This is a genomic window from Nocardia sp. NPDC055321 (assembly GCF_053645575.1).
The window spans coordinates 48,478-73,507 of the sequence record NZ_JBSHMS010000013.1; the positions used below are offsets into that span (position 1 = coordinate 48,478).

20 protein-coding genes, 1 tRNA gene and 1 pseudogene are annotated in these 25,030 nt (G+C 69.0%); 13 read left to right on the plus strand and 9 right to left on the minus strand.

From position 1 onward, the window contains the following. The first annotated feature begins 7 nt into the window (after window positions 1-7). Window positions 8-532, plus strand: coding sequence for a putative immunity protein (locus ACWIGI_RS21575; protein ID WP_454204222.1), 525 nt, complete (start codon window positions 8-10; stop codon window positions 530-532). Between the two features lie 999 nt (window positions 533-1,531). Here the strand turns inward: ACWIGI_RS21575 and ACWIGI_RS21580 are convergent. Continuing rightward, window positions 1,532-3,031 (minus strand): DUF222 domain-containing protein, encoded by a 1,500-nt coding sequence (locus ACWIGI_RS21580; RefSeq protein WP_454204223.1) that lies wholly within the window; start codon window positions 3,029-3,031, stop codon window positions 1,532-1,534. Between the two features lie 123 nt (window positions 3,032-3,154). Between ACWIGI_RS21580 and ACWIGI_RS21585 the strand changes: the two genes are divergently transcribed. Together ACWIGI_RS21585 and ACWIGI_RS21590 are read left to right on the plus strand one after the other, a co-directional pair. Continuing rightward, window positions 3,155-3,781, plus strand: a complete 627-nt coding sequence (locus tag ACWIGI_RS21585) for a LysE family translocator (protein ID WP_454204224.1) — start codon at window positions 3,155-3,157, stop codon at window positions 3,779-3,781. A 34-nt stretch (window positions 3,782-3,815) separates the two neighbouring features. Then, a complete protein-coding gene (locus ACWIGI_RS21590) occupies window positions 3,816-4,580 on the plus strand; it encodes a hypothetical protein (RefSeq protein ID WP_454204225.1) in 765 nt (254 codons plus the stop codon). Between the two features lie 147 nt (window positions 4,581-4,727). Here ACWIGI_RS21590 and ACWIGI_RS21595 read toward each other — a convergent pair whose 3' ends face one another. Continuing rightward, on the minus strand, window positions 4,728-5,429 hold the full coding sequence (locus ACWIGI_RS21595; RefSeq protein WP_454204226.1) for a TVP38/TMEM64 family protein: 702 nt from the start codon (window positions 5,427-5,429) through the stop codon (window positions 4,728-4,730). Window positions 5,430-5,598: 169 nt separating this feature from the next. Here ACWIGI_RS21595 and ACWIGI_RS21600 point away from each other — a divergent pair, with 169 nt between their 5' ends. From ACWIGI_RS21600 to ACWIGI_RS21615, 4 genes are all read left to right on the plus strand, one after another. After that, a complete protein-coding gene (locus ACWIGI_RS21600; RefSeq protein ID WP_454204227.1) occupies window positions 5,599-7,458 on the plus strand; it encodes a methylmalonyl-CoA mutase family protein in 1,860 nt (619 codons plus the stop codon). Window positions 7,459-7,460: 2 nt separating this feature from the next. Next, window positions 7,461-9,719, plus strand: coding sequence for a methylmalonyl-CoA mutase (scpA, locus tag ACWIGI_RS21605; RefSeq protein WP_454204228.1), 2,259 nt, complete (start codon window positions 7,461-7,463; stop codon window positions 9,717-9,719). After that, a complete protein-coding gene (meaB, locus tag ACWIGI_RS21610) occupies window positions 9,716-10,816 on the plus strand; it encodes a methylmalonyl Co-A mutase-associated GTPase MeaB (protein ID WP_454204229.1) in 1,101 nt (366 codons plus the stop codon). Before scpA ends, meaB begins: the two co-directional genes overlap by 4 nt. 83 nt (window positions 10,817-10,899) lie before the next feature. Then, complete coding sequence (locus ACWIGI_RS21615) at window positions 10,900-11,343, plus strand: GNAT family N-acetyltransferase (RefSeq protein ID WP_454204230.1); 444 nt, start codon at window positions 10,900-10,902, stop codon at window positions 11,341-11,343. A gap of 327 nt (window positions 11,344-11,670) precedes the next feature. Here the strand turns inward: ACWIGI_RS21615 and ACWIGI_RS21620 are convergent, their stop codons facing one another. After that, window positions 11,671-12,033 (minus strand): hypothetical protein, encoded by a 363-nt coding sequence (locus ACWIGI_RS21620; RefSeq protein ID WP_454204231.1) that lies wholly within the window; start codon window positions 12,031-12,033, stop codon window positions 11,671-11,673. Window positions 12,034-12,267: 234 nt separating this feature from the next. Continuing rightward, window positions 12,268-13,041 (minus strand): helix-turn-helix domain-containing protein, encoded by a 774-nt coding sequence (locus ACWIGI_RS21625; RefSeq protein WP_454204232.1) that lies wholly within the window; start codon window positions 13,039-13,041, stop codon window positions 12,268-12,270. A 47-nt stretch (window positions 13,042-13,088) separates the two neighbouring features. On the opposite strand from ACWIGI_RS21625, the gene ACWIGI_RS21630 reads away from it, so the two are divergent. The 5 genes from ACWIGI_RS21630 (at window position 13,089) to ACWIGI_RS21650 (ending at window position 18,464) form a co-directional block, all read left to right on the plus strand. After that, the gene (locus tag ACWIGI_RS21630; RefSeq protein ID WP_454204233.1) at window positions 13,089-13,466 is read left to right on the plus strand and encodes a hypothetical protein; all 378 of its coding nucleotides are present in this window, start codon (window positions 13,089-13,091) and stop codon (window positions 13,464-13,466) included. A 56-nt stretch (window positions 13,467-13,522) separates the two neighbouring features. Continuing rightward, a tRNA-Gln gene (locus ACWIGI_RS21635) sits at window positions 13,523-13,595 on the plus strand. A 149-nt stretch (window positions 13,596-13,744) separates the two neighbouring features. After that, complete coding sequence (locus ACWIGI_RS21640; protein WP_454204234.1) at window positions 13,745-14,758, plus strand: alpha/beta hydrolase; 1,014 nt, start codon at window positions 13,745-13,747, stop codon at window positions 14,756-14,758. Between the two features lie 213 nt (window positions 14,759-14,971). Beyond that, window positions 14,972-16,480, plus strand: a complete 1,509-nt coding sequence (locus ACWIGI_RS21645; protein WP_454204235.1) for an MFS transporter — start codon at window positions 14,972-14,974, stop codon at window positions 16,478-16,480. A gap of 271 nt (window positions 16,481-16,751) precedes the next feature. Beyond that, window positions 16,752-18,464: a SulP family inorganic anion transporter gene (locus ACWIGI_RS21650; RefSeq protein WP_454204236.1), complete on the plus strand. Its 1,713-nt coding sequence runs from the start codon at window positions 16,752-16,754 to the stop codon at window positions 18,462-18,464. Between the two features lie 213 nt (window positions 18,465-18,677). Here the strand turns inward: ACWIGI_RS21650 and ACWIGI_RS21655 are convergent, their stop codons facing one another. The 4 genes from ACWIGI_RS21655 to ACWIGI_RS21670 all read right to left on the minus strand — a co-directional run bounded on the left by ACWIGI_RS21655 (window position 18,678) and on the right by ACWIGI_RS21670 (window position 22,544). Next, a complete protein-coding gene (locus ACWIGI_RS21655) occupies window positions 18,678-19,319 on the minus strand; it encodes a response regulator transcription factor (protein WP_354985556.1) in 642 nt (213 codons plus the stop codon). Window positions 19,320-19,393: 74 nt separating this feature from the next. After that, the gene (locus tag ACWIGI_RS21660) at window positions 19,394-20,272 is read right to left on the minus strand and encodes an amidohydrolase family protein (protein ID WP_454204237.1); all 879 of its coding nucleotides are present in this window, start codon (window positions 20,270-20,272) and stop codon (window positions 19,394-19,396) included. Beyond that, on the minus strand, window positions 20,269-21,294 hold the full coding sequence (locus ACWIGI_RS21665; RefSeq protein ID WP_454204404.1) for a nucleoside hydrolase: 1,026 nt from the start codon (window positions 21,292-21,294) through the stop codon (window positions 20,269-20,271). The genes ACWIGI_RS21660 and ACWIGI_RS21665 overlap by 4 nt, the downstream gene beginning before the upstream one ends. A 41-nt stretch (window positions 21,295-21,335) precedes the next feature. After that, window positions 21,336-22,544, minus strand: a complete 1,209-nt coding sequence (locus ACWIGI_RS21670) for an FAD-dependent monooxygenase (protein WP_454204238.1) — start codon at window positions 22,542-22,544, stop codon at window positions 21,336-21,338. Between the two features lie 102 nt (window positions 22,545-22,646). On the opposite strand from ACWIGI_RS21670, the gene ACWIGI_RS21675 reads away from it, so the two are divergent. Further along, complete coding sequence (locus tag ACWIGI_RS21675) at window positions 22,647-23,219, plus strand: TetR/AcrR family transcriptional regulator (RefSeq protein WP_454204239.1); 573 nt, start codon at window positions 22,647-22,649, stop codon at window positions 23,217-23,219. 126 nt (window positions 23,220-23,345) lie between these two features. Here the strand turns inward: ACWIGI_RS21675 and ACWIGI_RS21680 are convergent. Continuing rightward, window positions 23,346-24,869 (minus strand): annotated as a pseudogene (locus tag ACWIGI_RS21680) (MFS transporter); the annotation flags it as partial. Window positions 24,870-25,030: the final 161 nt, after the last annotated feature.

The window sequence follows — 25,030 nt, forward strand, 5'->3', positions numbered from 1 at the left end:
TATTCCCATGGCGGACTCCCTGACCTTTGACCTGACCCTCCCCGAACTACGCGAGGTCACCGCCTTCGCGGCCGCCTGCGCGACCCCCGCACTGCCGCTGTTCGAGCAGACCTTTCCCGATGACGATCGCCCCCCAGCCGCCCTCGCCGCGGCCGCGGAATTCGCCGCCGGCGCCAAACGCGGCAAAATCCTGCGCGACACATCCTGGGCCGCCCACAAGGCCGCCCAGGAAGCGCGCGACGCGGGCCACCAATCCGCCAGCGACGCCGCCCGCGCGGCCGCCCACGCCGCAGGCGCCGCCTACCTCCACCCCCTCCCGAACCCCACCCAGGTCAAACACATCCTCGGCGCCGCCGCCCACGCCGCCCGCGCCTTCGAACTCACGTCGGATGCCGCAGATGAGTACCTCGCCACCGCCGCCGCCCTGGCAACCCCGACTGTCCTCTCGGTCCTGCGTCGCTACCCGCCGTCACCGCCGAGCGGTGGCCGGATCGGCGAGCTGCTCCGCAGCCTGGATACCGCACTGCGCTGAGCGAGGCGGCGGTTGGGCGCTCTGCCGGGGAGAGATGTCTGGATGATGGAGTAGCGACGAAAGACTCGGGTGCCTCGGTCGCAGGTGGGAGCGCTGCCACCGGAAGATAGGCCCGGACAACGGGAGTACCGCGAAGACTCGTCGGGGGCCTCAGCTGTGGTTGGGAGCCCTGCCGCAGGGAAGCCGCCGAGAAAACGGAGTACCGGCGGAGACTTGTTGGGAGCTTCAGCGGCGGTTGGGTGCCTTGCCGGGGGAAAGATGCCGGGATAACGGAGTACCGGCCGGGTTGGGTTGGGTGCCTCGGCGGCGGTGGGCGCGCTACCAGGGGAGAGAAGCCAGGACAACGGAGTACCAGCGGGGGGACGTCGGGAGACTCGACGGCGGTTGGGTGCCCTACCGGGGGAAGACGCCTGGATAACGGAGACCGGCGGGGGCACGTTGGGTGCCTCGGCTGCGGTTGGGTGCCTGGTTGGGAAAGGACGCCTGGATAACGGAGTACCAGCCGGGCCAGGTTGGGTGCCCCGGCGGCGGTTCCAGCCCTTCCGGGCCGATAGGCGGGATCGAAGCCCGTGGATGCGTGGCCGAGTTCCGATCCCTGGACCGGGCACGGCAATCACCGCCCAAGACATAGCCCCATTGTGTTGATGACGAGCCTTTGTCTGTAGGTCTCGAGAAGGTTCCCACGGCCAGTCGACCCGGCTGGAAGGACGAACGCGCTCCCAGCCGGGGAGCCATAAGTCGGGTACGGCAGGCGAAGTGACCAGCACTGCCGCGTCTGTTTTGCCTGCTCTCCCGAACCCCGCTGGGAGCCGGAGTGTGGGTGTGGGGTCGGGCTACGTCGGCCACGGGCGTGAACACTGATACGTGTGGACGCACCAGCCGCACGGGTGAGAAGAGCGCGCCATATGCGTGGGCGCGCGAGGAGCCCCTTCGGCATGGGAAAGCCGAAGAGGCAGAGTCGAAAGCGGCGGTGAGACTCGATACCCAGGGCTGGGGTGGCTAACAGCGCCATCGCGCGGGGATACCCGGAAACTGGGGATGATGACGGAAGTTCACACGTGGTCTACGAGCTCGGTCGATGTGTGGTGGAGGAATCCATCCGGTTTTGCCTGGATTCTCCGAATCCTCGCCCATGACAACGGTTTCCCAGCCGTTCGGGCCGGTGTTGATCTGTGCGTGGCAGGCATCGCAGGCCAGGGTCAGGTTCTCGATGTCGGTTTCGCCGCCATCGGCCCATTCGCGGATGTGGTGTACGGCGGAGCGGCTCGCTGGCGCGTCGCATCCGGGGCGGGTGCATCCGCGTTCGGTGGCGGTGAGCGCCAACCGCTGGGCCGGGTTGGCGAGGCGCTGACCGCGGGACAGGTGCAGTGGGCGGCCGTTGCGGTCGAGCACCACCAGATATGGAGTCGAATTCCTGGCGACTTGGAGTGCTTGGGTGATCGACATCGTGCCACCGGTCGCGGTGGTCGCGACCCCGGCGCGCTTCTCGAGGTCTTCGATGCTCATGGTGATGATCGTCGAGACCGGAAGTCCGCGATGCGATCCCAGTCGCGTGGGGCCCATGTCCGGGCGGAAGAACACCAGCAGGGCATCGTGGTTGCGCTGCTCGGCGTTGCGGTGATCGCGCTTGGCGGCGGCACGCAGCTTCGCGCGAAGGGCGGCGCGGGCACGCTCAGCCGGGGTTAACGCCGGGTCGTTTGCATCGGCGTCGTCGGTGTCATCGCCGTCGTCAAGTTCCGTGTCGAGTCCGAGTTCGGCGGTGGTCCAGGGGCTTTCGGGATCATCGGGGTTGCACATGCCGGGGCGTCCGAATTTCTCGAACATCGGGATCATCACCGCACCCAACTGCGGGGTCAGGAAACCGGAGATCGGGTACATGCCGTCGATGCCCTGATGCCCGATCTTGACGCTCCGGACTCGCTGCCGGTCCCGGTCCTCGGTCAACCGCCCATCGGGATCGACGTGGGCCAGGATATGCACGCCGAGCTTGGTCACACCCTTCGGATCACCCTCGCGGGCATAAGAGGTCAGATGCTCTTCGGCATGATCCTTCACTTCCGGACCGGCGGCGTCGGGGATCCGCGTCAGCGCATCGTGGATCGCCTTCACATGATCGGCGGAGATCTCCCCGGCCCGTTGCGCTTTAGCTACGAGCGGCAATTTCGGCGGCCGGGTGCTCGAACCCGCCGACACCGTCGACAACAGATCAGCGTTGCGAACGCGGGCAGCGGCCTCGGCGTAGGACAGTCGCAGTGTTTGTTGCAGGAACAGGATCAGGCTCTTCACGCCCGCCCGAGGGCCCAAGTCCCGTGCTCCGCACTCGAGTGCGAACCGCTGCTTGACGGCTTCGAGTTTGCGGAAGCTGGTCTCGAGTTCCTGCATGACGTCGATGACCTCGTCCTTGCCCAACGAGTACATCGGTAATTCGAGCAGGTTTTCCACCGCGGCGGCGAGTGCTTTGGCACTGGTCGCGATGGTGGGTACCTCTCTCGAATCCATGCCTCTATTCTACGCCTTGATAGCGAGAATGAATAGCCCAATTCTATTGGGATACAACGCAATTCGGTCAATTCGCCGTCATATCCGTGCCATCGAATCAGCCGCACAGCCTATGCTCGGCGCATGTTCGAGGCCATGCTGTCTTTCGCCCTAGTAGCCGGGCTGCTGACCATCGTCCCCGGCCTGGATACCGCACTGGTCCTTCGCGCCGCAGTCACGAACGGCCGCCGCCACGCCTTCGCCACGGCGCTCGGGATCGGATCCGGCACCCTGGTGTGGGGCGCGGCCGCGGCGGCCGGCGTCTCGGTGCTCCTGACCGCCTCGGAGGTGGCGTACACCGCGCTGCGGATCGCGGGCGCGCTGTACCTGATGTGGATGGGCCTCACCATGATTCGCGCGGGCCTGCGCCGCCCGCCAATGGTCGCGAGCGATATCGGGGACATGCCTAGAGGCATCTTCGCGGCATGGGCGCGCGGCCTCGGGACCAACCTCCTCAACCCGAAGGTCGGTGTCTTCTACGTGGCGATGCTGCCCCAGTTCCTCCCCGAGGGCGTATCCCCGCTCCTGATGGGCTGTCTGCTCGCCCTCCTGCACAACGTCGAGGGCATGCTCTGGTTCACCGCCATCATCGCCGCCGCGACCCTCGCGAGAAGCTGGCTCACCCGAGAATCGGTGCGCCGCAACCTCGATGCCATCACCGGCACGGTCGTCGTCGCCTTCGGTGTGAAGCTGGCCGCCACCGACCGATGATTCGGTCATCACCGGCGCAGGCAGAATGCGCGGCATGCGGATCACGACCTACGACACCCTCGCCCCCGTAACCCGGGAACGGCTGAACACCAACACGGTCGCGCGTTTCGACGAGGTCGAGTCGCTGTCCGGCGTCCTGGACGCGATGGACGAACTGCGCGCCCGGCACGCCCCGGCCCGGCTGCTGTGCACCCTGGACGACAGGCATCAGTGCGGGTACACGAGCATGCACGCGTCCCTGGACGACCGGTTCACCATCGCGGACGACGAGTACGACGAGAACGATGTCGCCGCCGCGCACAGGGTCGACGACGCGAGGTCCGTCCACATCGCGAAAGTATTGGACGACACACGATTCCGCGTGGACTGGGAAGCGCTGGCCCCCGGCCCGCACGTGACCGAGCTCGACGTCGCGGCGCTCGTCGACATCAACGCCCGCTCCGGCGACATGATCGACGATGTCGTTCTGGTCCAGCGCGTGCCGGTCGATCGCGACGACCTGGCGCTCGCCGGAATTCCGAACGGCTACTTCGCCGGTGACCGCGACACGTTCGAGAACCACGCCATCGTGCGCCGCCTGGCCCGCCACGGCTACCGCCACTTCGGAACCGGCGCGGCCCTTCTCGGCTTCGACCGCCCGGCCCCGCTCGACGACAACCCCGCACTCCTGGCCGACCTCATCCACCTGTTCGGCACCCCCGACTCGACCTGCTGGCAGGCTCTCGCCGAGCTGCTCGCAACCCGCCGCACCCTCCTGATCGGCTACACCGAGGACTTCTCCGACCTCCTCGACCGTTGAAGGCGTCGGCGCCCGGCTCGGGAAGGTCACCGGACCCACCGGCGGCACGGTCCCGAAACCCCTGCTGCTGGCCCCGCCGACCGACGCCGCTCGACCAGCGTCAGACCGCCGGCGCCGGGTTCGATAACTGACGCCGCTCGACCGGCGTCAGACCGCCCGCGCCGGTTCGTTTGCCGGCGCGGCCGGTTCGGGCGTCCCCATCCGCGCGTCGACCACCAGCCCCACCAGCCCGAGGCCGAGACAGGCCGCGGTCAGGATCAACTGGCCGGGCGAGGTCTCGGAGGTCAGCGCGTCACCGAGCAGAACGGTGCCGATCGTGCCGGGCAGGATCCCGACGAACGTGGCGGCGAGGTACGGCGTCATCCGAATCGACGACAGCGCCGCGCAGTAGTTGACCACCGAGAACGGCGCCATCGCGATCAGCCGCAGCGAGCCGATGGCCAGCCAGCCCCGGTGCGCCAGGCGGGCGTCGACGGATCGGACCATCGGGTGCGTCAGCCGGGCCCGGACTCGATCCCGGTCGAGCGCGCGAACCAGGAGCAGGGCCAGCACAGCGCTGACCGTCGTCGCGGTGACGGCCAGCGTGAGCCCGAGGACCGGGCCGAAGAGCATGCCCGCGCTGAGGGTGAAGATAGTGCGGGGGATGGGAGCCACGCACAGCAGCGCGTGCACGGCGAAGAACACCAGCGGTAGCAGCGGGCCGACCGAATCGGCCCAGGTCCGGATCTGTTGCGGCGCGGGATGCGGCATCAGCGTCGCGGCGGCGAACAGCACGGCGAGACCGGCGAGCAAGGCCAGTGTCTTGGGTTCGCGGAGGCGTCCGAGAAGGGTCCGCGGAGTTGTTGGCACCGCGCCAGGTTACCGGCTGGTAGCGAGACTCTGTGGACGGTATTGCCCAGGCTGCCGCTAGCATCAGGATGAAGACGAGGAATGCTCGTTAACCGAAACAACCGCTGAGCTGTATGAACGCGGCCCAAATCGGTCATTCGGTCAGTGAGTGGGAGAAGGAACAGCAGCTATGCCGATTGCTTCAGACCCGGACACCGATCCGGTGCCCGGGTACGCCGCCTGGCGCAAAGGCGTCGCCGGAGTGCTCGCCAAGGCCCGCCGGGTGGAGGCCTCTGAGCTTCCGGACGAGCCGGAGACGCTGCTCGCGGTCAAGACCTACGACGGCCTCACCGTCAACCCCCTCTACACCCGTCGTGACGAGCTGCCCGAGCAGCCGCTGCCGGGTGCCTTCCCGTACGTGCGCGGTGGCGACGCCACCCGCGACGTGCATCGCGGCTGGTTCGTCAGCCAGCGCTTCGAAGGCTCCGACGCCGCCATTGTGAATCAGCAGATCCTGCACGCGCTGGAAAACGGCGTAAGTGCGATCTGGCTGGGTGTGGCCGAGCGCGGTGTCCCGGTCGCCGACCTGCCTGCCGCGCTGTCCGGCCTGCTGTTCGAGCTCGCCCCGCTGAGCATCGACGCCGGTCCCGCCGGGCTCGAGGCCGCGGCGCAGGTCTTCTCGGTCTTGGACGGCTATAACGTCCAGGACCGCAAGGGAATTCAGGTCGCCCTCGGCGCGACCCCGCTTACCAGCCTGTTCGCGGGCACCTCCGCCATCGACCTGGACGGCGCCATCGCGCTGGCCCAGCAGGCCGTGGCCCGCCCCGAGACGGTGCGCGCCATCACGGTGTCCGGCGAGGCCTTCCACAACGCCGGCGCCTCCGACGCCCAGGAACTCGGCGCGGCCGTGGCCGCCGGTCTCGAGTACCTGCGCGCGCTCACCGAGGCCGGCGCCGATATCGCGGACGCGCTGGGCCAGTTGGAGTTCCGCTTCGCGGCGACCGACGACCAGTTCGAGTCGATCGCGAAATTCCGTGCCGCCCGCCGTCTCTGGGCCCGCGTGGCCCAGGTCTGCGGCGCACCGGAATTCGGCAACGCCCCGCAGCACGCGGTCACCTCCGACGCGATGATGACCCAGCGCGACCCGTGGGTGAACATGCTGCGCACCACCCTGGCCGCCTTCGGCGCGGGTGTCGGCGGCGCGGACATCGTCACCGTGCGCCCGTTCGACTCCGCCCTGCCCGCGGGCGAACTCGGCGTCTCGCCCGCGTTCTCCGAGCGCATGGCGCGCAACACCCAGCTGCTGCTGCTCGAGGAGTCGCACCTGGGCCACGTGCAGGACCCGGGCGCCGGTTCCTGGTTCGTGGAGTCGCTCACCGCCGAACTCGCCGCCACGGCGTGGGAGTTCATGCAGGAGCTCGAGGCCGCGGGCGGCTACCTGGCCGCGCTGCAGTCCGGCGTGCTCGCCGAGCGCATCGAGGCCACCCGCGCCAAGCGCGATTCCGATGTCGCACACCGCAAGACCGCCGTCACCGGCGTGAACGAGTTCCCGAACCTGGGGGAGGAGCCGCTCTCGGAGGCGGCCCGCATCCAGAGCCCGATCGCCCGCTACGGCGCGGCCTTCGAGGCCCTGCGCAACCGCTCGGACGCCTACCTGCTCGCCAACGGCGCGCGCCCCAAGGCCCTGCTGGTGCCGCTGGGCCCGGTGGCCGAGCACAATGTGCGTGTCACCTTCTCCGCCAACGTGCTGGCCTCTGGCGGCATCGAGCCGATCAACCCCGGCGCGCTGGCGCAGGACGGAATCGGCGCGGCGGCAACCGAATCCGGCGCGACCGTCGCGGTGCTGTGTGGTTCGGACACCCGCTACGGCACTGACGCGGCCGCGGCCGTCGAGGCGCTGCGCGCCGCGGGCGTCACCACGGTGCTGCTGGCCGGACCGGAGAAGGCGGTCGCCGATGTGACCGGCCCGCAACGGCCGGACGGATTCCTGACGGCACGGATGGACGCGGTGACGACCCTGTCCGGCCTGCTGGAAACGCTGGGAGCGTAACGATGAGCGATATCAAGCATCTGATCGGCAACTTCGCCGAGGTTCCGCTGGCCGACGCCGGCGCCGAGACCGCCCCGGTCGCGGCCGAGCAGGTCGAGGCGTTCGTCGCCGAGGCCGCCGCCGCGAATCACTATGCGCCCGAACAGCTCACCTGGGCCACGCCCGAGGGCATCGATGTCCCGCCGGTCTTCACCAAGGCCGACCGTGACGCCATCGTCGCCGAGGGCTACCCCCTGGACAGCGTCCCCGGTCTGGACCCGTTCCTGCGCGGCCCGTACCCGACCATGTACGTGAACCAGCCGTGGACGATTCGCCAGTACGCCGGGTTCTCCACCGCCGCGGACTCGAACGCCTTCTACCGCCGCAACCTGCAGTCCGGTCAGAAGGGCCTGTCGGTCGCCTTCGACCTGGCCACGCACCGCGGCTACGACTCCGATCACCCGCGCGTCACCGGTGACGTCGGCATGGCCGGTGTCGCCATCGACTCCATCCTGGATATGCGCGAGCTGTTCGATCAGATTCCGCTGGACCAGGTCTCGGTGTCGATGACCATGAACGGCGCGGTGCTGCCGATCCTGGCGCTCTACGTCGTGGCCGCCGAGGAGCAGGGCGTCAAGCCCGAGCAGCTGGCCGGAACCATTCAGAACGACATTCTGAAAGAGTTCATGGTCCGCAACACCTACATCTACCCGCCCAAGCCCTCGATGCGGATCATCTCCGACATCTTCGCCTTCACCTCCGCGAAGATGCCGAAGTTCAACTCGATCTCCATCTCCGGCTACCACATTCAGGAAGCGGGAGCCACCGCCGACCTGGAGCTGGCGTACACCCTCGCCGACGGCGTGGAGTACATCCGCGCCGGTGTGGCCGCGGGCATGGAGGTCGACAAGTTCGCGCCGCGCCTGTCGTTCTTCTGGGCCATCGGCATGAACTTCTTCATGGAGGTCGCCAAACTCCGTGCGGGCCGCCTGCTCTGGAGCGAACTGGTCGCCAAGTTCGAGCCCAAGAGCGCGAAATCGCTGTCTCTGCGCACGCATTCGCAGACCTCGGGCTGGTCGCTGACCGCGCAGGACGTGTTCAACAACGTCCCGCGCACCTGCGTGGAGGCCATGGCCGCCACCCAGGGTCACACCCAGTCGCTGCACACCAACGCCCTCGACGAGGCGCTGGCGCTACCGACCGACTTCTCCGCCCGCATCGCCCGCAACACCCAGCTGCTCATCCAGCAGGAGTCCAACACCACGCGTCCGATCGACCCGTGGGGCGGCTCCTACTACGTGGAGTGGCTGACCCACCAGCTCGCCGAGCGGGCCCGCGCCCACATCGCCGAGGTGGAGGCGCACGGCGGTATGGCACAGGCGATTTCGGAGGGCATTCCGAAGCTGCGCATCGAAGAGGCCGCCGCCCGCACCCAGGCGCGCATCGACACCGGCCAGCAGGCCGTGATCGGCGTCAACAAGTACCAGGCCGAGGAAGACCAGGCCATCGAGGTCCTCAAGGTCGAGAACTCGCGCGTGCGCGTGGAGCAGAACGAGAAGCTGGTGCGCCTGCGCGCCGAGCGCGATTCCGCCGAATGCGAACGGGCGCTCGCCGAACTGACCCGCGCGGCGGCCTCGTCCGAGGGCGGCATGGAGAACAACCTGATGGCCCTGGCCATCAACGCCGCCCGCGCCAAGGCCACCGTCGGTGAGATCTCCGACGCGCTGGAGAAGGTGTACGGTCGCCATCAGGCCGAAATCCGTACGCTCTCCGGCGTTTACCGTGAGGAAGCGGGCAAGGTGACCAACATCAGCAACGCGATCTCCCTCGTCGAGGAATTCGCCGAGGCCGAAGGCCGCCGTCCCCGCATCCTGGTCTGCAAGATGGGCCAGGACGGGCACGACCGCGGCCAGAAGGTCATCGCGACCGCCTTCGCCGACCTCGGCATGGACGTCGACGTGGGCCCGCTGTTCCAGACCCCCGAAGAGGTGGCCCAGCAGGCGGCGGACAACGACGTGCACATCGTCGGTGTCTCCTCGCTCGCGGCCGGTCACCTCACGCTGGTGCCCGCTCTCAAGCAGGCGCTGGCCGATGTCGGGCGGCCCGACATCATGGTCGTGGTCGGCGGCGTCATCCCGCCCGGCGACTTCGACGAGCTGTACCAGGCGGGCGCGGCCTCGATCTTCGCGCCGGGCACCGTCATCGCCGACGCCGCCATCGATCTGATCAAGAAGCTGGCCGACGCCCTGGGCCACGAGATCGGCAGCGGCGCGAGCGAATGAGCGACGCCGCACGCGGAACCGAGGGTGGCGCACTGCCCCCTCGGCTCGGCACCACCTCGGGTGTGTCCCTGACCGCCAACGGTCCCGCACCCGCGGCCCGGGGAACCAAACGGGTCATCGACGTCGACCAGCTGGCGGCTTCGGTGCGGGCGGGGGAGCGGGCCGGGCTCGCCCGGGCCATCACCCTGGTCGAATCGAGCCGCGGCGATCACCGCGAGCTGGCACAGCAGTTGCTGCTGCGGGTGACCCCCGATTCCGACGCCACGATCTCGAATCGGGTCGGCATCACCGGTGTTCCGGGCGTCGGTAAGTCGACCTTCATCGACGCGCTGGGCATGAAGCTGCTCGGGCAGGGACACAAGGTCGCGGTGCTGGCGGTGGACCCGTCCTCCACCCGCACCGGCGGCTCGATCCTCGGTGACAAGACCCGGATGGCGCGGCTGTCCCTGGAACGGGACGCGTTCATCCGGCCGTCGCCGACAGCGGGCACGCTCGGCGGCGTGGCCAAGGCGACGCGCGAGACGATCGTGCTGCTCGAGGCCGCGGGCTACGACGTGATCCTGGTGGAGACCGTCGGCGTCGGCCAATCCGAGGTCACGGTCGCCAACATGGTCGACGTGTTCTGCTTCCTGACCCTCGCCCGCACCGGCGATCAGCTCCAGGGCATCAAGAAGGGCGTCCTCGAGCTGGCCGATCTGGTCGCGGTCAACAAGGCCGACGGCAAGCACGAGCTCGAGGCCAAGGCCGCGGCCCGGGAACTGGCCGGGGCCATGCGCCTGATCCATCCCCGCCAATCCCTGTGGCACCCACCGGTGCTCACCATGAGCGGGCTCGAAGGCGTCGGCCTGGACAAGTTCTGGGACACCGTCCTGGAACATCGCCGGGTGCTGACCGACGCCGGCGAGTTCGACGAGAAGCGCCGCCGCCAGCAGATCGACTGGACCTGGAACATGGTCCACGACAGCCTGCTCCGCCGCCTCTCGGACAATCCGGCGGTCAAATCCATTCGCGCGCAGATCGAATCCCAGGTCCGCGCCGGTTCACTCACCCCGGCCCTGGCCGCCGAGGAACTGTTGCGCACCTTCGACGGGGGCTGACGATCATCCGCCCCGGTGTTCTCGACGACGCGGAAGCGGTCGCCACGCTGCACACCCACAGCTGGCGCACCGCGTACGCGGGCATGCTCCCCGCCGCGTACCTGGACGGGGATCTGTACGAGGAGCGCCTGGGCATCTGGCGGTCGCGCCTGAGCGCTCCGGCATTCGGCGCGAGCCTGTTCCTGATCGAGGACGAGTCCGGGCTCGAGGGCTTCGTCTACCTGACTCCCGAGCCCGCGGACCGGGTCCTGCTCGACAATCTGCACGTCCGGGCCACCGGCAAACGCCGGGGGACCGGCACCCGTCTGCTGCGTCACGCGATGCGCTGGACCGCCGAGAACTATCCCGGCCGCGCGATGTACCTCGAAGTGCTGGAGGCGAATACGCCCGCCATCGCCTTCTATGAACGCCACGGCGGCGTCCGCACCGCCCATCGCGTCACCGCGTGGCCCCAGGGCTTCTCGACCCCGGAGTTCGAATACACCTGGCCCGCAACCGCTCTCCTACCGAACGACTCTGCCCGGTAGCGCAGGACCGCCGGTCGGGCAGGTGACTCGCAGCCGCGCAGCCATTCCCAGCGGAACCGGTACGGGCCACGTCATGCCTACGACGGTGATGGCTGCGGGGGCCGTTGCGTCTGTGTGGGCTGTAGCGGGGCCTATGTTCGCGTCGGCCGCCGATCGCGGGATGCAGCCGAGCTTGTATGCGGCGACGTGTATCGGCGCGACGGTGATGTCGGTTGCACCCCCCGGCACCTTTGCCGCGGCCGATGAGTGTCGACGTGAGTCGCGGAACCGAGTCAGCTGGAGCGCGGTACGGCCCTCGGAGCGGGAAGCTGAGGTAGTCGGTCATCGTCAGCGGCGCGAGCGCAGCCCTCTGACGAACTCGAACAGGCGTGGGACGGCCGCGCCGACCGCAAGTGCGGCGACCGGGGCCGCCAGGTGCTCCCACCGGTGAATGCGGCGGAAGCGGGCCTGTCCGTCGCGGATCTCGATGTAGCCCAGCGGCCGGGCCTGAACGCCGCCGCCCACGGTGCCGGCGGCTCCGCCGAGGCCGAGCTGAACGTGGGCGACGGGGACGACGGTGATCCCCTCGGCGGTCACCGGTTCGCCGAAAACCGCTGACGCGCGGGCTCGTTCGCTCAGGAGATCGAGGAGTGGATCCACCTCGGGCGGCGGTGCCGCGTGGTCGGGGTCCGTGATCGTGGCCGGCTCCATGGCAGCGGAGTGCGGCGTAGCCGGAACGCCGGTCGTCGCAGCAGAACCTGTGGTGCCGAAGCCCTCGAGCGACGGATCCGGTGCGGAGGCGAGTGTCGCCGCCGGGTCCGATCGGTGTGCCGGTGGTACGTCCGGTCTGTTCGTCTCGCTCGTCCTTCCGCTGGGTGAAACGCTCCGGTGCCAGGCTATCCGGCGTTGTCACGGGCGACGGCGGTCCTTCGGTAGGCCCGGAGCTCAGCTGTCGAGAACAACGATCCGGGTCCCGCTGCCGAGCAGTGCGCTCGCCGTGAGCCCGCACATGGTGTGGAACGCGTCGCTGAAGTGCGACGGGCTGGCGAAACCGGATTCGATTGCCGCCGTAGTGAAGTCACTGCCCTTCGAGACCAGCGTGCCGACGTTCACCATCCGCGCCCACAGGCGGTACCTGCGGAAGCTGGTGCCGGCCTGGGCCGAGAACAGGTGCAGGAAGCGGGAAGTCGACAGGTGGGCGGCCGCGGCCAGCTCACCGGCGGTGACGGTGACGGCCGGATTCGCGCGCACGGCGGCGATGGCATCGGCGATGCGCGGGTCGATCGGCTCGTGCGCCGCTCCGGACGCGAGGTCCAGGAGCCGAAGGGGATCCGGGTCGGTCGTGCCGCCCAGGTCGATCAACGCCGACTCGGCCGCGTGGGTGTAGCCGATGCCCGCATCGTGCGCGGTCATTCGTTCGGTGCAACTTCGGGCACGCGGTGAGCTCGGGTCGAAGTAGCAGAACAGCATTCGCTCGCCCCGCGCGACGACCTTATGGGTCCGCCGGGGCGGGATCAGCGCGCTGCGCACGGTCCGCTCCCCGAACTCGTTCGCCCACAGCGTGAACGGCGCGTCGACCCCGACCGCCAGGCACTGCACCGATCCGAAGTGGGCGTCCAGTCGCAGCGACGCGCCCAGATACGCGGCGTACCCGGTGCCGAGCCACAGCGTCGATCCCGTCGCGGGACAGCAGGATTCTGGAAGCACGTCGGTGTCCACCCTCGCCATGCTTACACGACTACTCGAACTGCGGAAAGGCAAGTCCCATGCTGCTGGAATCGATCGCCGCGGTGCTCCTGATCCTGGTCGGCCTGCTGCACCTGGTCCCCGGCACGGTGGCGCTGTCGGCGAACCGGGCCCGGACCGCCTACGGCGTCACCGTCGACGGCCCCGATCTCGCGGTCCTGCTCCGCCACCGCGCGATCCTGCTCGCTCTGGTCGGCGCGGGCCTGATCGTCGCCGCGTTCGCCGAGTCCGTCCGCGCCCCCGCCCTGACCGCCGCGGTGATCAGCCTGGTGAGCTTCATCGTGATCGCCACCACGACCGGCACCCTGAACTCGAAAACCCGCCGGGTCCTGAACCTCGACATCGCGGCCCTGGCGGCGCTGGCGGTCGCGATCGTCCTGTACCTGATCGCGCGCTGACCGGGAAAATCCCTGGCCGATCCCGCCCTCGGCGGGCGAGACTGGTCCGGCCCCGATGCCGGATCGTCTAATCGGCAGGACCCCTGACTTTGAATCAGGAAGGTGCAGGTTCGAATCCTGCTCCGGCAGCATCGGGCGCGAGAACTTGTTCCTCTTGGTAACGATTCCGTGTCGGAAACAGACGTAGTGGGCGTTGGGGGCGGCGAAGATCGCGGTCCGTCGGGGACACCACTTGCGACGACGAGCCGACCAGGCCCGTGGACGGGACGAACTGTTCGATGAAACTGACCGCGCTAGGCACCATCGCTCGGCGAAGCACCGTGGCCGCTCTCAGCGTCGCGCTGTCCGGGGCGCTGCTCAGCGGCACCGGATCGGCCGCGCCGGAGAAGGCCTCGGAGATCACCTCGCTGGTCAAGGACGGGCGCACCTGGCATTTGAAGGTCTACTCGGCGGCGATGGACAATGACATCACCGTCGACGTGCAGCGGCCCGCCGACGAGTCGGTGCCCGCGCCGAACCTGTACATGCTCAACGGCCTGGACGGCGGTGAGGGCACCGCGAATTGGAAGGCCCAGACCGACGCCATCGACTGGCTGGCCGACAAGCCGGTCAACGTCATCCAGCCCATCGGCGGCTTCGCCAGCTACTACACCGACTGGCAGCGGCCCGACCCCCGGCTCGGCACCAACAAATGGAAGACCTTCTTCACCGAGGAACTGCCCCCGCTGCTGGACAAGGCGCTCGGCTCGACCGGTCTCAACGCGCTCACCGGCCTGTCCACCTCGGGCACTTCGGTCCTGCAGCTCGCCGAGGCCAAGCCCGGCCTGTGGAAGTCCGTCGCGGCGTACAGCGGCTGCGCGCAGATCGCGGATCCCGTCGGGCAGCAGTACGTCAAGCTCTCGGTCGGTCGCGGCGGCGGCGACACCGTCAACATGTACGGGCCGGACAACGACCCGCGCTGGGCGGAGAACGATCCCGTCATTCACGCCGAGAAGCTGCGCGGCACCCTGCTGTACATCTCCTCCGGCAGCGGCATCCCGCTGATCGAGGACGTGCAGTGGTACCTCAACAGCGCGGAGGGCTCGGACGGCGCGGGCAGCCTCGCCCTCGGGGTGATCATCGAGGCCGCGGTCAACGGCTGCACGGTCAATCTGAAGAACAAGCTCGACTCCCTCGGCATCCCGGCGACCTACCAGTTCAACCCGGTCGGCACGCACTACTGGCCGTATTGGGAACAGGCACTGCACGAGTCGTGGCCGCTGCTGGCGCAGGGCATGGGCCTGCAGGGCTGACGCATCGTGGTACCGCCCGGAGCTGATCGCGTCGCGGTGTCGCCGGGCCGGGGCAGTGGCCCGCACTGCTGATGCCTACCGCGTCGCGGTACCGGCCGGGACCGGATCGAGGCGCGGCCGCCGGGTCGGGGCAGCGCACGCAAGGAGTACTGCGCTCGCAGTACTACCCGGGAACGATGTTCGCGGTCGCCACACCCGTTAGGGTCGGCGACTGTGATCGTTTCCGAAGGCAAGGCCCCGTCGGACGCCCCGTCGGTATCGACCGGCACCGGGCGCGAACGGGTCTGGGGCCCGCCCATTTTCGTGCTCGGTGGGCTGCAACTGCTCGTGGTCCTGGACGGCACGGTGGTCGCGCTGGCCCTGCCGCAGGTGCGGTCGGCGCTGAAACTGTCCGAGGCGGACGGGAATTGGATCATCACCGCCTACGTCCTGGCCTTCGGCGGTCTGATGCTGCTGGGCGGACGGCTCGGCGACACCTTCGGGCGCAAACGGGTCTTCACCGCGGGTGTCGCGTTCTTCACCCTGGCCTCGCTGCTGTGCGGAATCGCCTGGGATCCGGCGGTACTCATCGCCGGGCGGGCGCTGCAGGGCGTGGCAGCGGCCATCGCCGCGCCCACCGCGATGGCCCTGGTCGCCACCACGTACGCGCCGGGTAAGGCACGCAGTCAAGCATTCGCGTTTTACGCCGCGGTGACCGGCATCGGCTCGGTCATCGGACTCGTCGCCGGCGGCGTGCTCACCGAGCTGTCCTGGCGCCTCATCTTCCTGATCAACGTTCCGGTCGGCGTGCTGGTGACGCTCGGCGCGATCCGCTGGCTCAGCGAATCTCGAGGCGCGCGTACGGCTCTCGACGTCAGTGGTGCCGTGCTGGGCACGGTCGGGGTCACCCTGGCCGTGTACGCCATCAACGCGGGCCCCGGCGGCTGGACCCGTCCGGCGGTGCTCGCCCCCGCCGCGGTGGCGGTGGCGGCCCTGATCGCCTTCGTCGTCGTGGAACGGCGGGCGGCCAACCCGCTGCTGCCCTTCGCGCTGTTCCGCAATCCCAGCCGCGTCGCCGCGCTGACCGCCATGGCCTTCGCCGGTGCGATCATGATGTGCCTGGCGGTGTTCATCTCCCTGTATCTGCAAGGGGTGCTGAGCTATTCGCCGCTGCAGGCCGGAATGGCCGTGATTCCCTTCGCCGTCGGCCTGGCGCTCGCCGCGACGGTGTCCGCGCGCCTGGCCCTGCGGGTGCAGCCGCGCTGGCTGGTCGTCACCGGCGGGATGATCATTCTCCTCGGCTGCCTGTACGCCGCCCGCATCGTCGGACAACAGCCCGCCTACTTCCCGGCCATCGCGGTCCCGGTGCTCGTCATCGGTTTCGGGTTCGGCTTCGCCACCATTCCCCTGACCCTGTCGGTCATCGCCGGCGTCGGCGAGTCGGAGATCGGCCCGCTCACCGCACTGGCGCAGGTGGTGCCGAACCTCGGCGGCGCGCTCGGACTGGTCGCGGTCGGCGCACTGGTCACCTCGCGGATCCAGGCCGAGGGCGGCACCACCGACCCGGCCGCTCCGCTGACCGCGCTGCAATCCGAGGCGCTCGCGAGCGGGTACGGCGTCGCGTTCGTGAGCTGCGCCGTCATCGCCCTGCTGGCGGGCGTCGCGGTCCTGTTCATGCGCTTCACCCCGGCCGACGTGGCCGAGGGACAGGCAGCTCAGGAAGCCGCGCACGCGGGAATCTGAGCGCGGCGGTCCGACTCCGGGACTGCGGCGGGGTCACGGCTTTTCGCCCGGAGTGCCCCGGCCATGCGATCCGTAAGGCGCGTGCGCCGGGAGACCTGCGAAGCGCTGCGCGTGGGGGTCGTAGTGGTAGTCGGCCCGGCGGCCGGGTCGGCGCTTTCCGCCCCCTGCACCACCTTGTCATGGTCATCGCGGGCATCCGCCGACGCGATGAGCGCCGGGCACGCTCGACCGCGAGGCGAGGGCGCCCCGGCGGCGGTAATGTCGGTTTCCCATGAGCGATGGTCTGGTTCGCCTGCTACCCGGGCTCGCGCAGTTCCGCGGCTACCGGCCGGCTTGGCTGCGCTCGGACATCCTTGCCGGTGTCACCGTCGCGGCCTACCTCGTACCGCAGGTCATGGCCTACGCGACCCTCGCCGGGCTACCCGCGGTCGCCGGGCTCTGGGCCGTTCTCGGCCCGCTCACCGTCTACGTGCTGCTGGGCACGTCCCGCCGTCTGTCCGTAGGACCCGAGTCCACCACCGCCCTGATGACCGCGGTGGCCCTGGCCCCGCTGGCCGCCGGGGATCCCGGCCGCTACGCGGCGCTGGCCGCCGTGTTGGCTCTGCTGGTCGGCGTCATCTGTGTCCTCGGGGCGTTCGCCCGGCTCGGCGTGCTGGCCGAACTGCTGTCCAAGCCGGTGCTGGTGGGATACCTCGCGGGCACCGCCGGAATCATGATCGCGGGTCAGCTCGGCCGGGTCACCGAGGTGCCGGTCGATGGGGAAACCATTCCCGCCCAGGTGGTCTCGTTCGTGTCCAACCTCGGCGACCTGCACTGGCCCACCACGATCTTCGCGACCTGCGTGCTCGCCGCGCTGCTGGCGCTGTCGCACTGGCTGCCGAAAGTGCCGGGGCCGCTGCTGGTTGTGCTGCTCGCGACCGCGGTGGTGGCCGTGTTCTCGTTACGCGACAACGGAATCGAGGTCATCGGGTCGGTTCCGGCGGGGCTGCCGATCCCGGGTATTCCATCGGTGCCGCTCGCCGATCTGGCGGTATTGCTGCTGCCCGCGCTCGGCATCGCACTGGTCGGATTCTCCGACAACGCGCTGACCGCACGCGCTTTCGCGGCCCGGCACGGGGAACGGATCGACGCCAACCGCGAACTGGGCGCGCTCGGCGCGACCAATCTGGCGGCCGGTCTGTCGCAGGGCTTTCCGGTCAGTTGCAGCGGCAGCCGGACCACCATCGCCGACGCTGCGGGCGCCCGGACGCAGCTCTATTCGCTGGTCACCCTGCTCACCGTGGTGGTCGTGCTGTTCGGCGCGCGCGACATCCTGGCGGCCTTCCCGACCGCGGCCCTGGGCGCGCTGGTCGTCTACGCCGCGCTGCGCCTGATAGATGTCCCCGAATTCCGGCGTATCGCTCGTTTTCGGCGCAGCGAACTGCTGCTCGCGGTGAGCACCACCGCCGCGGTCCTGGTGCTCGGCGTGCTCAACGGCGTGCTGATCGCGATCGCCCTGTCGATCCTCGACCTGCTGCGCCGCGTCGCGCGCGGCCACGACGCGATCCTCGGCTTCGTCCCGGGCCTGGCGGGGATGCACGACCTCGACGACTACTCCGACGCGGAACCCGTTCCGGGCCTTGTCGTCTACCGCTACGACGCGCCGCTGTGCTTCGCCAACGCCGAGAACTTCCGCCGGCGCGCCCTGGCGGCGGTCGAGCACTCGGCGACACCGTCCGCTCCGGTCCGCTGGTTCGTACTCAACGCCGAGGCCAATGTGGAGGTCGACCTGACCGCCCTGGACGCGGTCGATCAGCTGCGCGCCGAATTAGCGTCCCGCGGCGTGGTTTTCGCCATGGCCCGGGTGAAGCGCGACTTGCGGGAGGCCCTGGACGCCTCGGGTCTGACCGACCGCATCGGACCCGAGCGGCTGTACCCGACCCTGCCCACCGCGCTCGCGGCCTTCCGCGCCGACAGTGTGTCCGGCGGAGGAGTTCCGGAGTAGACCGGTCAGTTGGTCAGGTTCATTGTGACGGACTCCGCCGGGCGTGCGATGATGTCGCTCCCGGGCGCGAAAAGCGCTGCGGGTGAGTGATATTCGAGGGGGTGGGCGGCTGTGCCAGGGTGTGACATGACCCGAGTGATGAGCATCATGTTCATGTACATGAGCAAATGGGGCATCTTGCCGCCGATGTCGCTGCGCAAGTAGGCGCGGCGCTCACTCGGTCCGCGCGGTGCGCAGTTTCGACGCGAGCACGGCGGCCTGGGTGCGGCGTTCCATGCCGAGCTTGGCCAGCAGCCGTGAGACGTAGTTCTTGACGGTCTTCTCGGCCAGGAACATGCGCTCGGCGATCTGACGATTGGTCAGACCGTCGCCGAGCAGATCCAGCAGACGGCGCTCCTGGTCGGTCAATCCGGCCAGGGGCCCGTCGGGTTCGGTGCTGCGCCGCAGGCGTTCCATGAGGGCCGCGGCCGCGCGATTGTCCAGCAGCGACCGCCCCGCCCCGACCTCCTTGATGGCCCGGGCCAGTTCCATGCCCTTGATGTCCTTGACCACGTACCCGCTGGCCCCGGCCAGGATCGCGTCCATCATGGCCTGCTCGTCGGTGAACGAGGTCAGGATCAGACAGCGCAGATCATCGAGTTTGTCGAGCAGTTCCCGGCACAGCTCGATGCCGTTGCCGTCGGGCAGGCGCACGTCGAGCACCGCGACATCCGGGCGCAGCGCCGGGATGCGGGCCAGGGCCTGCGCCACGTCCCCGGCCTCCCCGACCACCTTCAGCTCGGGATCACCCTCGAGCAGATCGATCAGCCCGCGACGCACGATCTCGTGGTCGTCGACGAGGAAGACATTGATCATGGCCGTCCCATCCCTAGGAGGTGCTCTGCTCAACCTAGCGCGCGCGAGCGCAGCTGGGGATGGCCCAAAGTCCCTTATTCGATACCGAATATCCGTGCGGCGTTGTCGTGGCAGACCTGCCGCAGCCAGTCGTCGCCCAGATCCAGGCGCTCGAGCGCGTACAGCGCGTGCCCGTACGCGTACGGGATGTTGGGGAAGTCGCTGCCGAACAGGATGCGATCACCGAAGAACCGCAGGCGGCCGCGTTCGGCGACCGGGAACGGATCCTGTGACTCGAAGAAATCGGTGAAGTTCATGGTGGTGTCGAGCAGCACCCCGTCGTGCGCCTTGGCGATGTCGAGGAACTCGGTGTATTCGGGCGCGCCCATGTGCGCGATGATCAGGCGCAGTCGCGGAAAGCGCCGCAGCAGTTCGGCGATCGGCTCCGGACCGGTGAATCGCCCGGCGGCCGGACCGGAGCCGCAATGGATCAGCACCGGCACCCCGGCGTCCTGGATGAGCCCCCAGACCTCGGTGAGCAACGGATCACCGGGATGGAAGGAGCCGACCTGGATGTGCACCTTGAAGATTCGCGCCCCGGCCGCGAGCGCCTCGGCCACGTACGCGGGCGCCCCGGGCTCGGGGTAGAAGGTCGCGGTGTGCAGGCAGTCGGGGGTACGGGCCGCGAAATCGGCCGCCCACGCGTTGAGCCAGCCCGCCATGTCGGGCTTGTGCGGATACACCAGCGAGGTGAACGCCCGGACCCCGAACCCGCGTAGCGTGCGCAGCCGCTCCTGCTCATCGGTGCGATAGGTGATAGGCCACTGCCGACCGACCAGCGGTCCGGCCGAATCGAAGTAGCCCCACACCTTGTCCAGCACCCGTTCGGGCATGAAATGGGTGTGGATGTCGATCAGCGCGTCCAGCCCCAGTCGTTCGCGGAATCCGGTCACGTACTCGAGATCGCCGGTCATCGCGCGCCTTCCGGGTATACCGCGCGGGCGAAGTCGCCCACGTGCCCGATGAGCCGTTCGAAGAACAGCGCGGGATCGGTGCCGATCACGATGTCCGCGTTGGGTTCCCGGCCCCACATCCCCGCCCAGTCCGCGACGGTGGTCGCCCGGGTGATCGTCCCGGCCAGCTCGACGTCCACCGTGGCGGGCCGGGTGCGAGCCAGGTCCGGGTCGAGCGCGACCGCGGCGGCGAAGGGATCGTGCATGTGCGCCAGGTACCCCTGGTCGTACAGGCGGTGGAAGTCGAAGTAGAAGCGCACCGCGTCGACGCAGTACCGCACGATGGGATTGCTCGCCGCCGAACGCACGTCCGGCCCGTCCGCCTCGGACACCAGTTCCACCGGCACGCTGTGCGCCCGTTCGGCAAGCAGCACAAGGTGTTCGGGCTTCATCTCGATCGTCTCGGTGATGTCCAGCGCGCACACCAGCGGCCGCCGATCCGCGGGCGCGGCGGAGAAGGCGTCGAAGACCTCCTTGGCCGCTTCGGGATCCACGTGCACGTTCCACTCGTTGGTCGGGGTGGTGTTGCCCGGGTGGTTGAACGCCCCGCCCATGATCACCAGCCGGCGCAGCAGTCGTGGCAGGTCGGGTTCGATCCGCAGGGCCAGTGCGAGATTGGTGAGCGGGCCGGTGCAGAGTCCCACGATCTCGCCGGGATGGGCCCGGACCAGTTCGACCCACAGCCGCGCGGCGTCGCGCTCGGACACCGACCGCGTCGACACCGGGAGTTCGGCGTACCCGATGCCCTGCGGCCCGTGGGTGTCCTCGGTGGTGCGCAACGGGATCGCCAGCGGTTCGGCCGCCCCGAGCGCCACCTCGATCTCCGGGGCGCGGCACACCTCGAGCCACGCCAGGTTGTTCGCCGCCACCTGTTTCGCCGGTACGTTGCCCGCGGTGGCGGCGATGCCGATGATCTCGGCCTCCGGGGAGGCCAGCAGATAGAGCAGGGCCAGTGAGTCGTCGATACCGGTGTCGACGTCCATGATGATCTTCTGCCGCACCAGGCGAGCCTAGCCGTCGCCGGTCAGTAGCTCGGCAGGGTGTAGTCGTCGGTGGTCTCGAGCATCTTCATCATCACCGGCTTCATCACCTTGGTGGTGAGCAGTTTGCCGACCTGCTGTGCGGCGGCCAGTCCCAGCTTGGTCTTGGGCACCATCATCTGGATGCCGCCGCCCGGAATCTCCTTGGCCTTGTCCAGGAACGGCGTGATCGCGGCCTCGTAGCGGGCGAGCGCGCCCGGGACATCACCCGGGGTTGCGGCGAGCTCGCCGGCCAGGATGTAGGCGCCCACCACGGCCATGGCCGTGCCCATACCGGTCATGGGCGAACCGCAGAAGCCCGAATCACCCAGCAGCGTCACCCGTCCCGCGGACAGCGTCGGCATGTCCACGCGAACCAGCTCGTCGAAGTAGAAGTCGGTCGCGTCCGGCAGCTGCGCCAGAATGTCCGGGGCCAGCCAGCCCGCCTCGGCGAGCATCTCGCGCAACAGTCGCTGCTGGGCCGGAACATCGCGCCGCAGCGCCGGATCGGCGTCGGTGCGCAGGGTGACGATGGCCTTGGAGGTGGCCGGGTCGGCGTCGGGCCGCACACCGACCGAGGCGCGCGGCACCACGTGGGTGATCATCCAATCCGGTTCGGCCTGCGGGGGAGTGGCGATCGTGTAGAAGGACATGTAGCCGCCCAGGTAGGTGGTGAAACGCTCCTCGGGGCCGAAGGCCAGCGCGCGGGTCTTGGAGTGCACGCCGTCCGCGCCGACGACCAGCTCGTAGCGTTCGACCGCACCGGAGGCGAAGGTGACCTCCACCCCGTCGGCGTCCTGGTCCAGCGCCTCGATCCATTCGCCGTAGCGGTAGTCGAGTTCGCCCGGGGCGCCGGCCAATTCGGTGAGCAGCACCTGGTTCAGGTCGCCGCGGCTGATCTCGATGTCCGCGACCGGGCCCTTGCCGTCGAACATGTCCATCGGCATCCGGTACTTCTCGTTGCCATCGTGGTCGACCACGACCATGCCCTTCTCGTGCAGCAGATGCTTGCGAATCCCCTCGGTCAGGCCCATGCGCTCGGCAACCTCCCGGCTGGGCCCGCGCAGGTCGACCGCCTGGCCGCCCGGGCGGGGAGCGGTGGCGCGCTCGACCACGGTGACCGCGATGCCGGTGCGAAGCAGTTGCAGCGCAACGGCATTGCCGGCGATGCCGCCGCCGGCGACGAGGACGCGGGGGGTGGAGATGGCGTTCATGGTGACTCCCTGTGCTGTAGAACGTTTGTCTAAGACATATGTCTAACAGAGTCTGGCACGACTGTCTAGAACAAATGTCTAAGACGCTGGTAACCTGCGACTATGGGAAACCGGGAAGACCTTCTATCGGGTGCGCGGCAGGCCATCCTCGACCACGGCCTGGCCAAGGTGACCGCACGTGACATCGCCAAGGCCGCCGGTGTCAGCCTGGCCGCCATCGGCTATCACTTCGGATCCAAGGACCAGCTCGTCACCGAGGCGCTGACCGAGGGCGTCGGCGCGGCCATCGGCGACGAGATGGACGCGGTCATCAAGCGCGCGGGTCAGGGCGCGAGCGCGGGGGAGTCCGTGGCCGGCACGTGGGACGGCTTCCTCGGCATCCTGCGCGGCAATCAGCAGTCGCTGCTACTGAGCCTCGAGAACGGGCTGCGCATTGCCCGCAATCCCGAATCGCAGTCGTTCATGAACGAGGCGACCAACCGCGCGCTCGGTGAGATGGCCGAGCTGCTGCGCGAGACCCATCCGGAGCTGTCGGTGGGTCAGGCGGCCGCCGTGGCGAAGCTGTATTTCCTGCTGTTCCAGGGAATGTCCCTGCAGTCACTCATCGCGCCCGGCGGGGACCTTTTCGACGGTGACGACCTCGTGACCGCCATCGGCGCCCTGCGCGGGAGTTGAGACCAGGTCCTGCGGGGTGGCCGGCACCGCGTGCTGTGCGGCGGGTGGGATCGCGTGCTGTGCGGCGGGCGAGATCGGTGCGTGCGGCTCGCCCGCGAGCTCACCCGCCTCGATGTGGCGCAGCCGGATCATCGCCATGACCGCCAGCACCAGCGCCGCGCCCGCGGCGATCGCCGAGGTCAGGTGCATCCCGGTCAGGAACGCCTGTTTCGCGGCCTCGGCCACCGCCGACCCCAGCTTGCCCGGCAGCGCGTTCGCGACCTCCATCGCGGCGCCGAGGGTGTCGCGCGCCGCGCGCGCGTCGTCATCGCGCAGGCCGTAGGGCAGGGTGTCGTTCAGCTGCCCGCGATAGATCGCGATGCTGAGACTGCCGAGCATGGAAATGCCGAGCGCGCCGCCGAATTCGGCCCCGGTCTCGGCCAGCCCCGAAGCGGCGCCGGACTGTTCGGGCGGCGCGGTACCCACGGTCAGCTCGGTGGTGATGCCGAAGACCGGTGCGAGTCCGAACGAGACCAGTAGCGAGGCGATCACCGTGATCGTCACCCCGCCCTCCAGGCCGATCCTGGTCAGCAGCAGCAGACCGGTCGCCGCCATGGCCATGCCGCCGCCGATCATGTGGGCGGGCCGGACCACCCGGCTCAGTCGCGGTCCCAGCTGCGAGCCGATCATGAACCCCAAACCCGCCGGGATGGTAGCGATTCCGGCCTGCAACGGCGACATGCCCAGCACCAGCTGGAAATACTGGCCGACGAACAGGAAGTACCCGAAGGCCGCGAAGATCGCGACCATGTTGATCGTCAGTGCCGTGCGAAAGCTGCTGTGCCGGAACAGGCGCAGATCGAGCATGGGTTCGGCCGAGGTCAGCTGCCGCCGCACGAAGATCCCGCCCACGAGCAGTCCGGCGGCCATCGCGCCGACCGCCGACGGCACCGGGCCGTCCTGGGCGAGCTTCTTCATGCCGAACACCACCAGCAGGATCGCGCTCGTGCACAGGGCGGCGCTGAGCAGGTCCAGCCGCCCGGCGTGCGGATCGCGGTACTCGGGCAGGACCCGCGGGGCCAGGATCAGCAGCAGCACCATGACCGGCACGGCGAGCAGGAACACCGCTCCCCACCAGAAGTGCTCGAGCATGATCCCGCCCGCGAGCGGGCCGATGGAACCGCCGACGGAGAACGCTCCCACCCAGACCCCGACGGCGACCGAGCGCTGCGCGGGGTCGCGAAACATGGTGAATATCAACGAGAGTGTGGACGGCGCGAGGGTGGCGCCCGCGACGCCGAGCAGGGCGCGGCAGGCGATCAGGACCGGGGCCGAGGGGGCGAACGCGGCGATGATCGACACCGCGGCGAAGGCCGCCGCCCCGGCCATGAGTAGTCGTCTGCGGCCGATCCGATCGCCGATGGTGCCCATGGTCAGCAGCAGGCCCGCGACCAGAAAGCCGTAAACGTCGATTATCCAGAGTAATTGGGAGCTCGTCGGTCTGAGCTCGGCGCTGATCTGGGGCACGGCCAGGTGCAGGACCGTGAGGTCCATCGAATACACCAGACACGCGAGGGCGAGCACCGCCAATCCCGTCCACTCGCGGCGCCCCACCTTTCCGGTGGGGTATGTGTCCGCCGCAGCAGTCAACAGGGGGGCCGGTGTGTCCACGATGACGTCCTCCATTCGCTTGCCGGCAGGGAGCCGACAATCACGATGTCGGTTTCAGCATCTCATTTATTAACGGGAGAAATAGCCGGTGTCCGAAGGGAATTCGCATGATTCGCCGATGTGTTTGCGGGTGTGCGTGCAGCTGTGCCGAACACTGTTTC

What these genes read in the sequence shown, in the direction of transcription:
- ACWIGI_RS21575 (WP_454204222.1), top strand. Translation starts at nt 8, where the DNA reads ATGGCGGACTCCCTGACCTTTGACCTGACCCTCCCCGAACTACGCGAG.
- ACWIGI_RS21580 (WP_454204223.1), bottom strand. Translation starts at nt 3,031, where the DNA reads ATGGATTCGAGAGAGGTACCCACCATCGCGACCAGTGCCAAAGCACTC.
- ACWIGI_RS21585 (WP_454204224.1), top strand. Translation starts at nt 3,155, where the DNA reads ATGTTCGAGGCCATGCTGTCTTTCGCCCTAGTAGCCGGGCTGCTGACC.
- ACWIGI_RS21590 (WP_454204225.1), top strand. Translation starts at nt 3,816, where the DNA reads ATGCGGATCACGACCTACGACACCCTCGCCCCCGTAACCCGGGAACGG.
- ACWIGI_RS21600 (WP_454204227.1), top strand. Translation starts at nt 5,599, where the DNA reads ATGCCGATTGCTTCAGACCCGGACACCGATCCGGTGCCCGGGTACGCC.
- scpA (WP_454204228.1), top strand. Translation starts at nt 7,461, where the DNA reads ATGAGCGATATCAAGCATCTGATCGGCAACTTCGCCGAGGTTCCGCTG.
- meaB (WP_454204229.1), top strand. Translation starts at nt 9,716, where the DNA reads ATGAGCGACGCCGCACGCGGAACCGAGGGTGGCGCACTGCCCCCTCGG.
- ACWIGI_RS21615 (WP_454204230.1), top strand. Translation starts at nt 10,900, where the DNA reads ATGCTCCCCGCCGCGTACCTGGACGGGGATCTGTACGAGGAGCGCCTG.
- ACWIGI_RS21620 (WP_454204231.1), bottom strand. Translation starts at nt 12,033, where the DNA reads ATGGAGCCGGCCACGATCACGGACCCCGACCACGCGGCACCGCCGCCC.
- ACWIGI_RS21630 (WP_454204233.1), top strand. Translation starts at nt 13,089, where the DNA reads ATGCTGCTGGAATCGATCGCCGCGGTGCTCCTGATCCTGGTCGGCCTG.
- ACWIGI_RS21640 (WP_454204234.1), top strand. Translation starts at nt 13,745, where the DNA reads ATGAAACTGACCGCGCTAGGCACCATCGCTCGGCGAAGCACCGTGGCC.
- ACWIGI_RS21650 (WP_454204236.1), top strand. Translation starts at nt 16,752, where the DNA reads ATGAGCGATGGTCTGGTTCGCCTGCTACCCGGGCTCGCGCAGTTCCGC.
- ACWIGI_RS21655 (WP_354985556.1), bottom strand. Translation starts at nt 19,319, where the DNA reads ATGATCAATGTCTTCCTCGTCGACGACCACGAGATCGTGCGTCGCGGG.
- ACWIGI_RS21660 (WP_454204237.1), bottom strand. Translation starts at nt 20,272, where the DNA reads ATGACCGGCGATCTCGAGTACGTGACCGGATTCCGCGAACGACTGGGG.
- ACWIGI_RS21665 (WP_454204404.1), bottom strand. Translation starts at nt 21,294, where the DNA reads ATGGACGTCGACACCGGTATCGACGACTCACTGGCCCTGCTCTATCTG.
- ACWIGI_RS21670 (WP_454204238.1), bottom strand. Translation starts at nt 22,544, where the DNA reads ATGAACGCCATCTCCACCCCCCGCGTCCTCGTCGCCGGCGGCGGCATC.
- ACWIGI_RS21675 (WP_454204239.1), top strand. Translation starts at nt 22,647, where the DNA reads ATGGGAAACCGGGAAGACCTTCTATCGGGTGCGCGGCAGGCCATCCTC.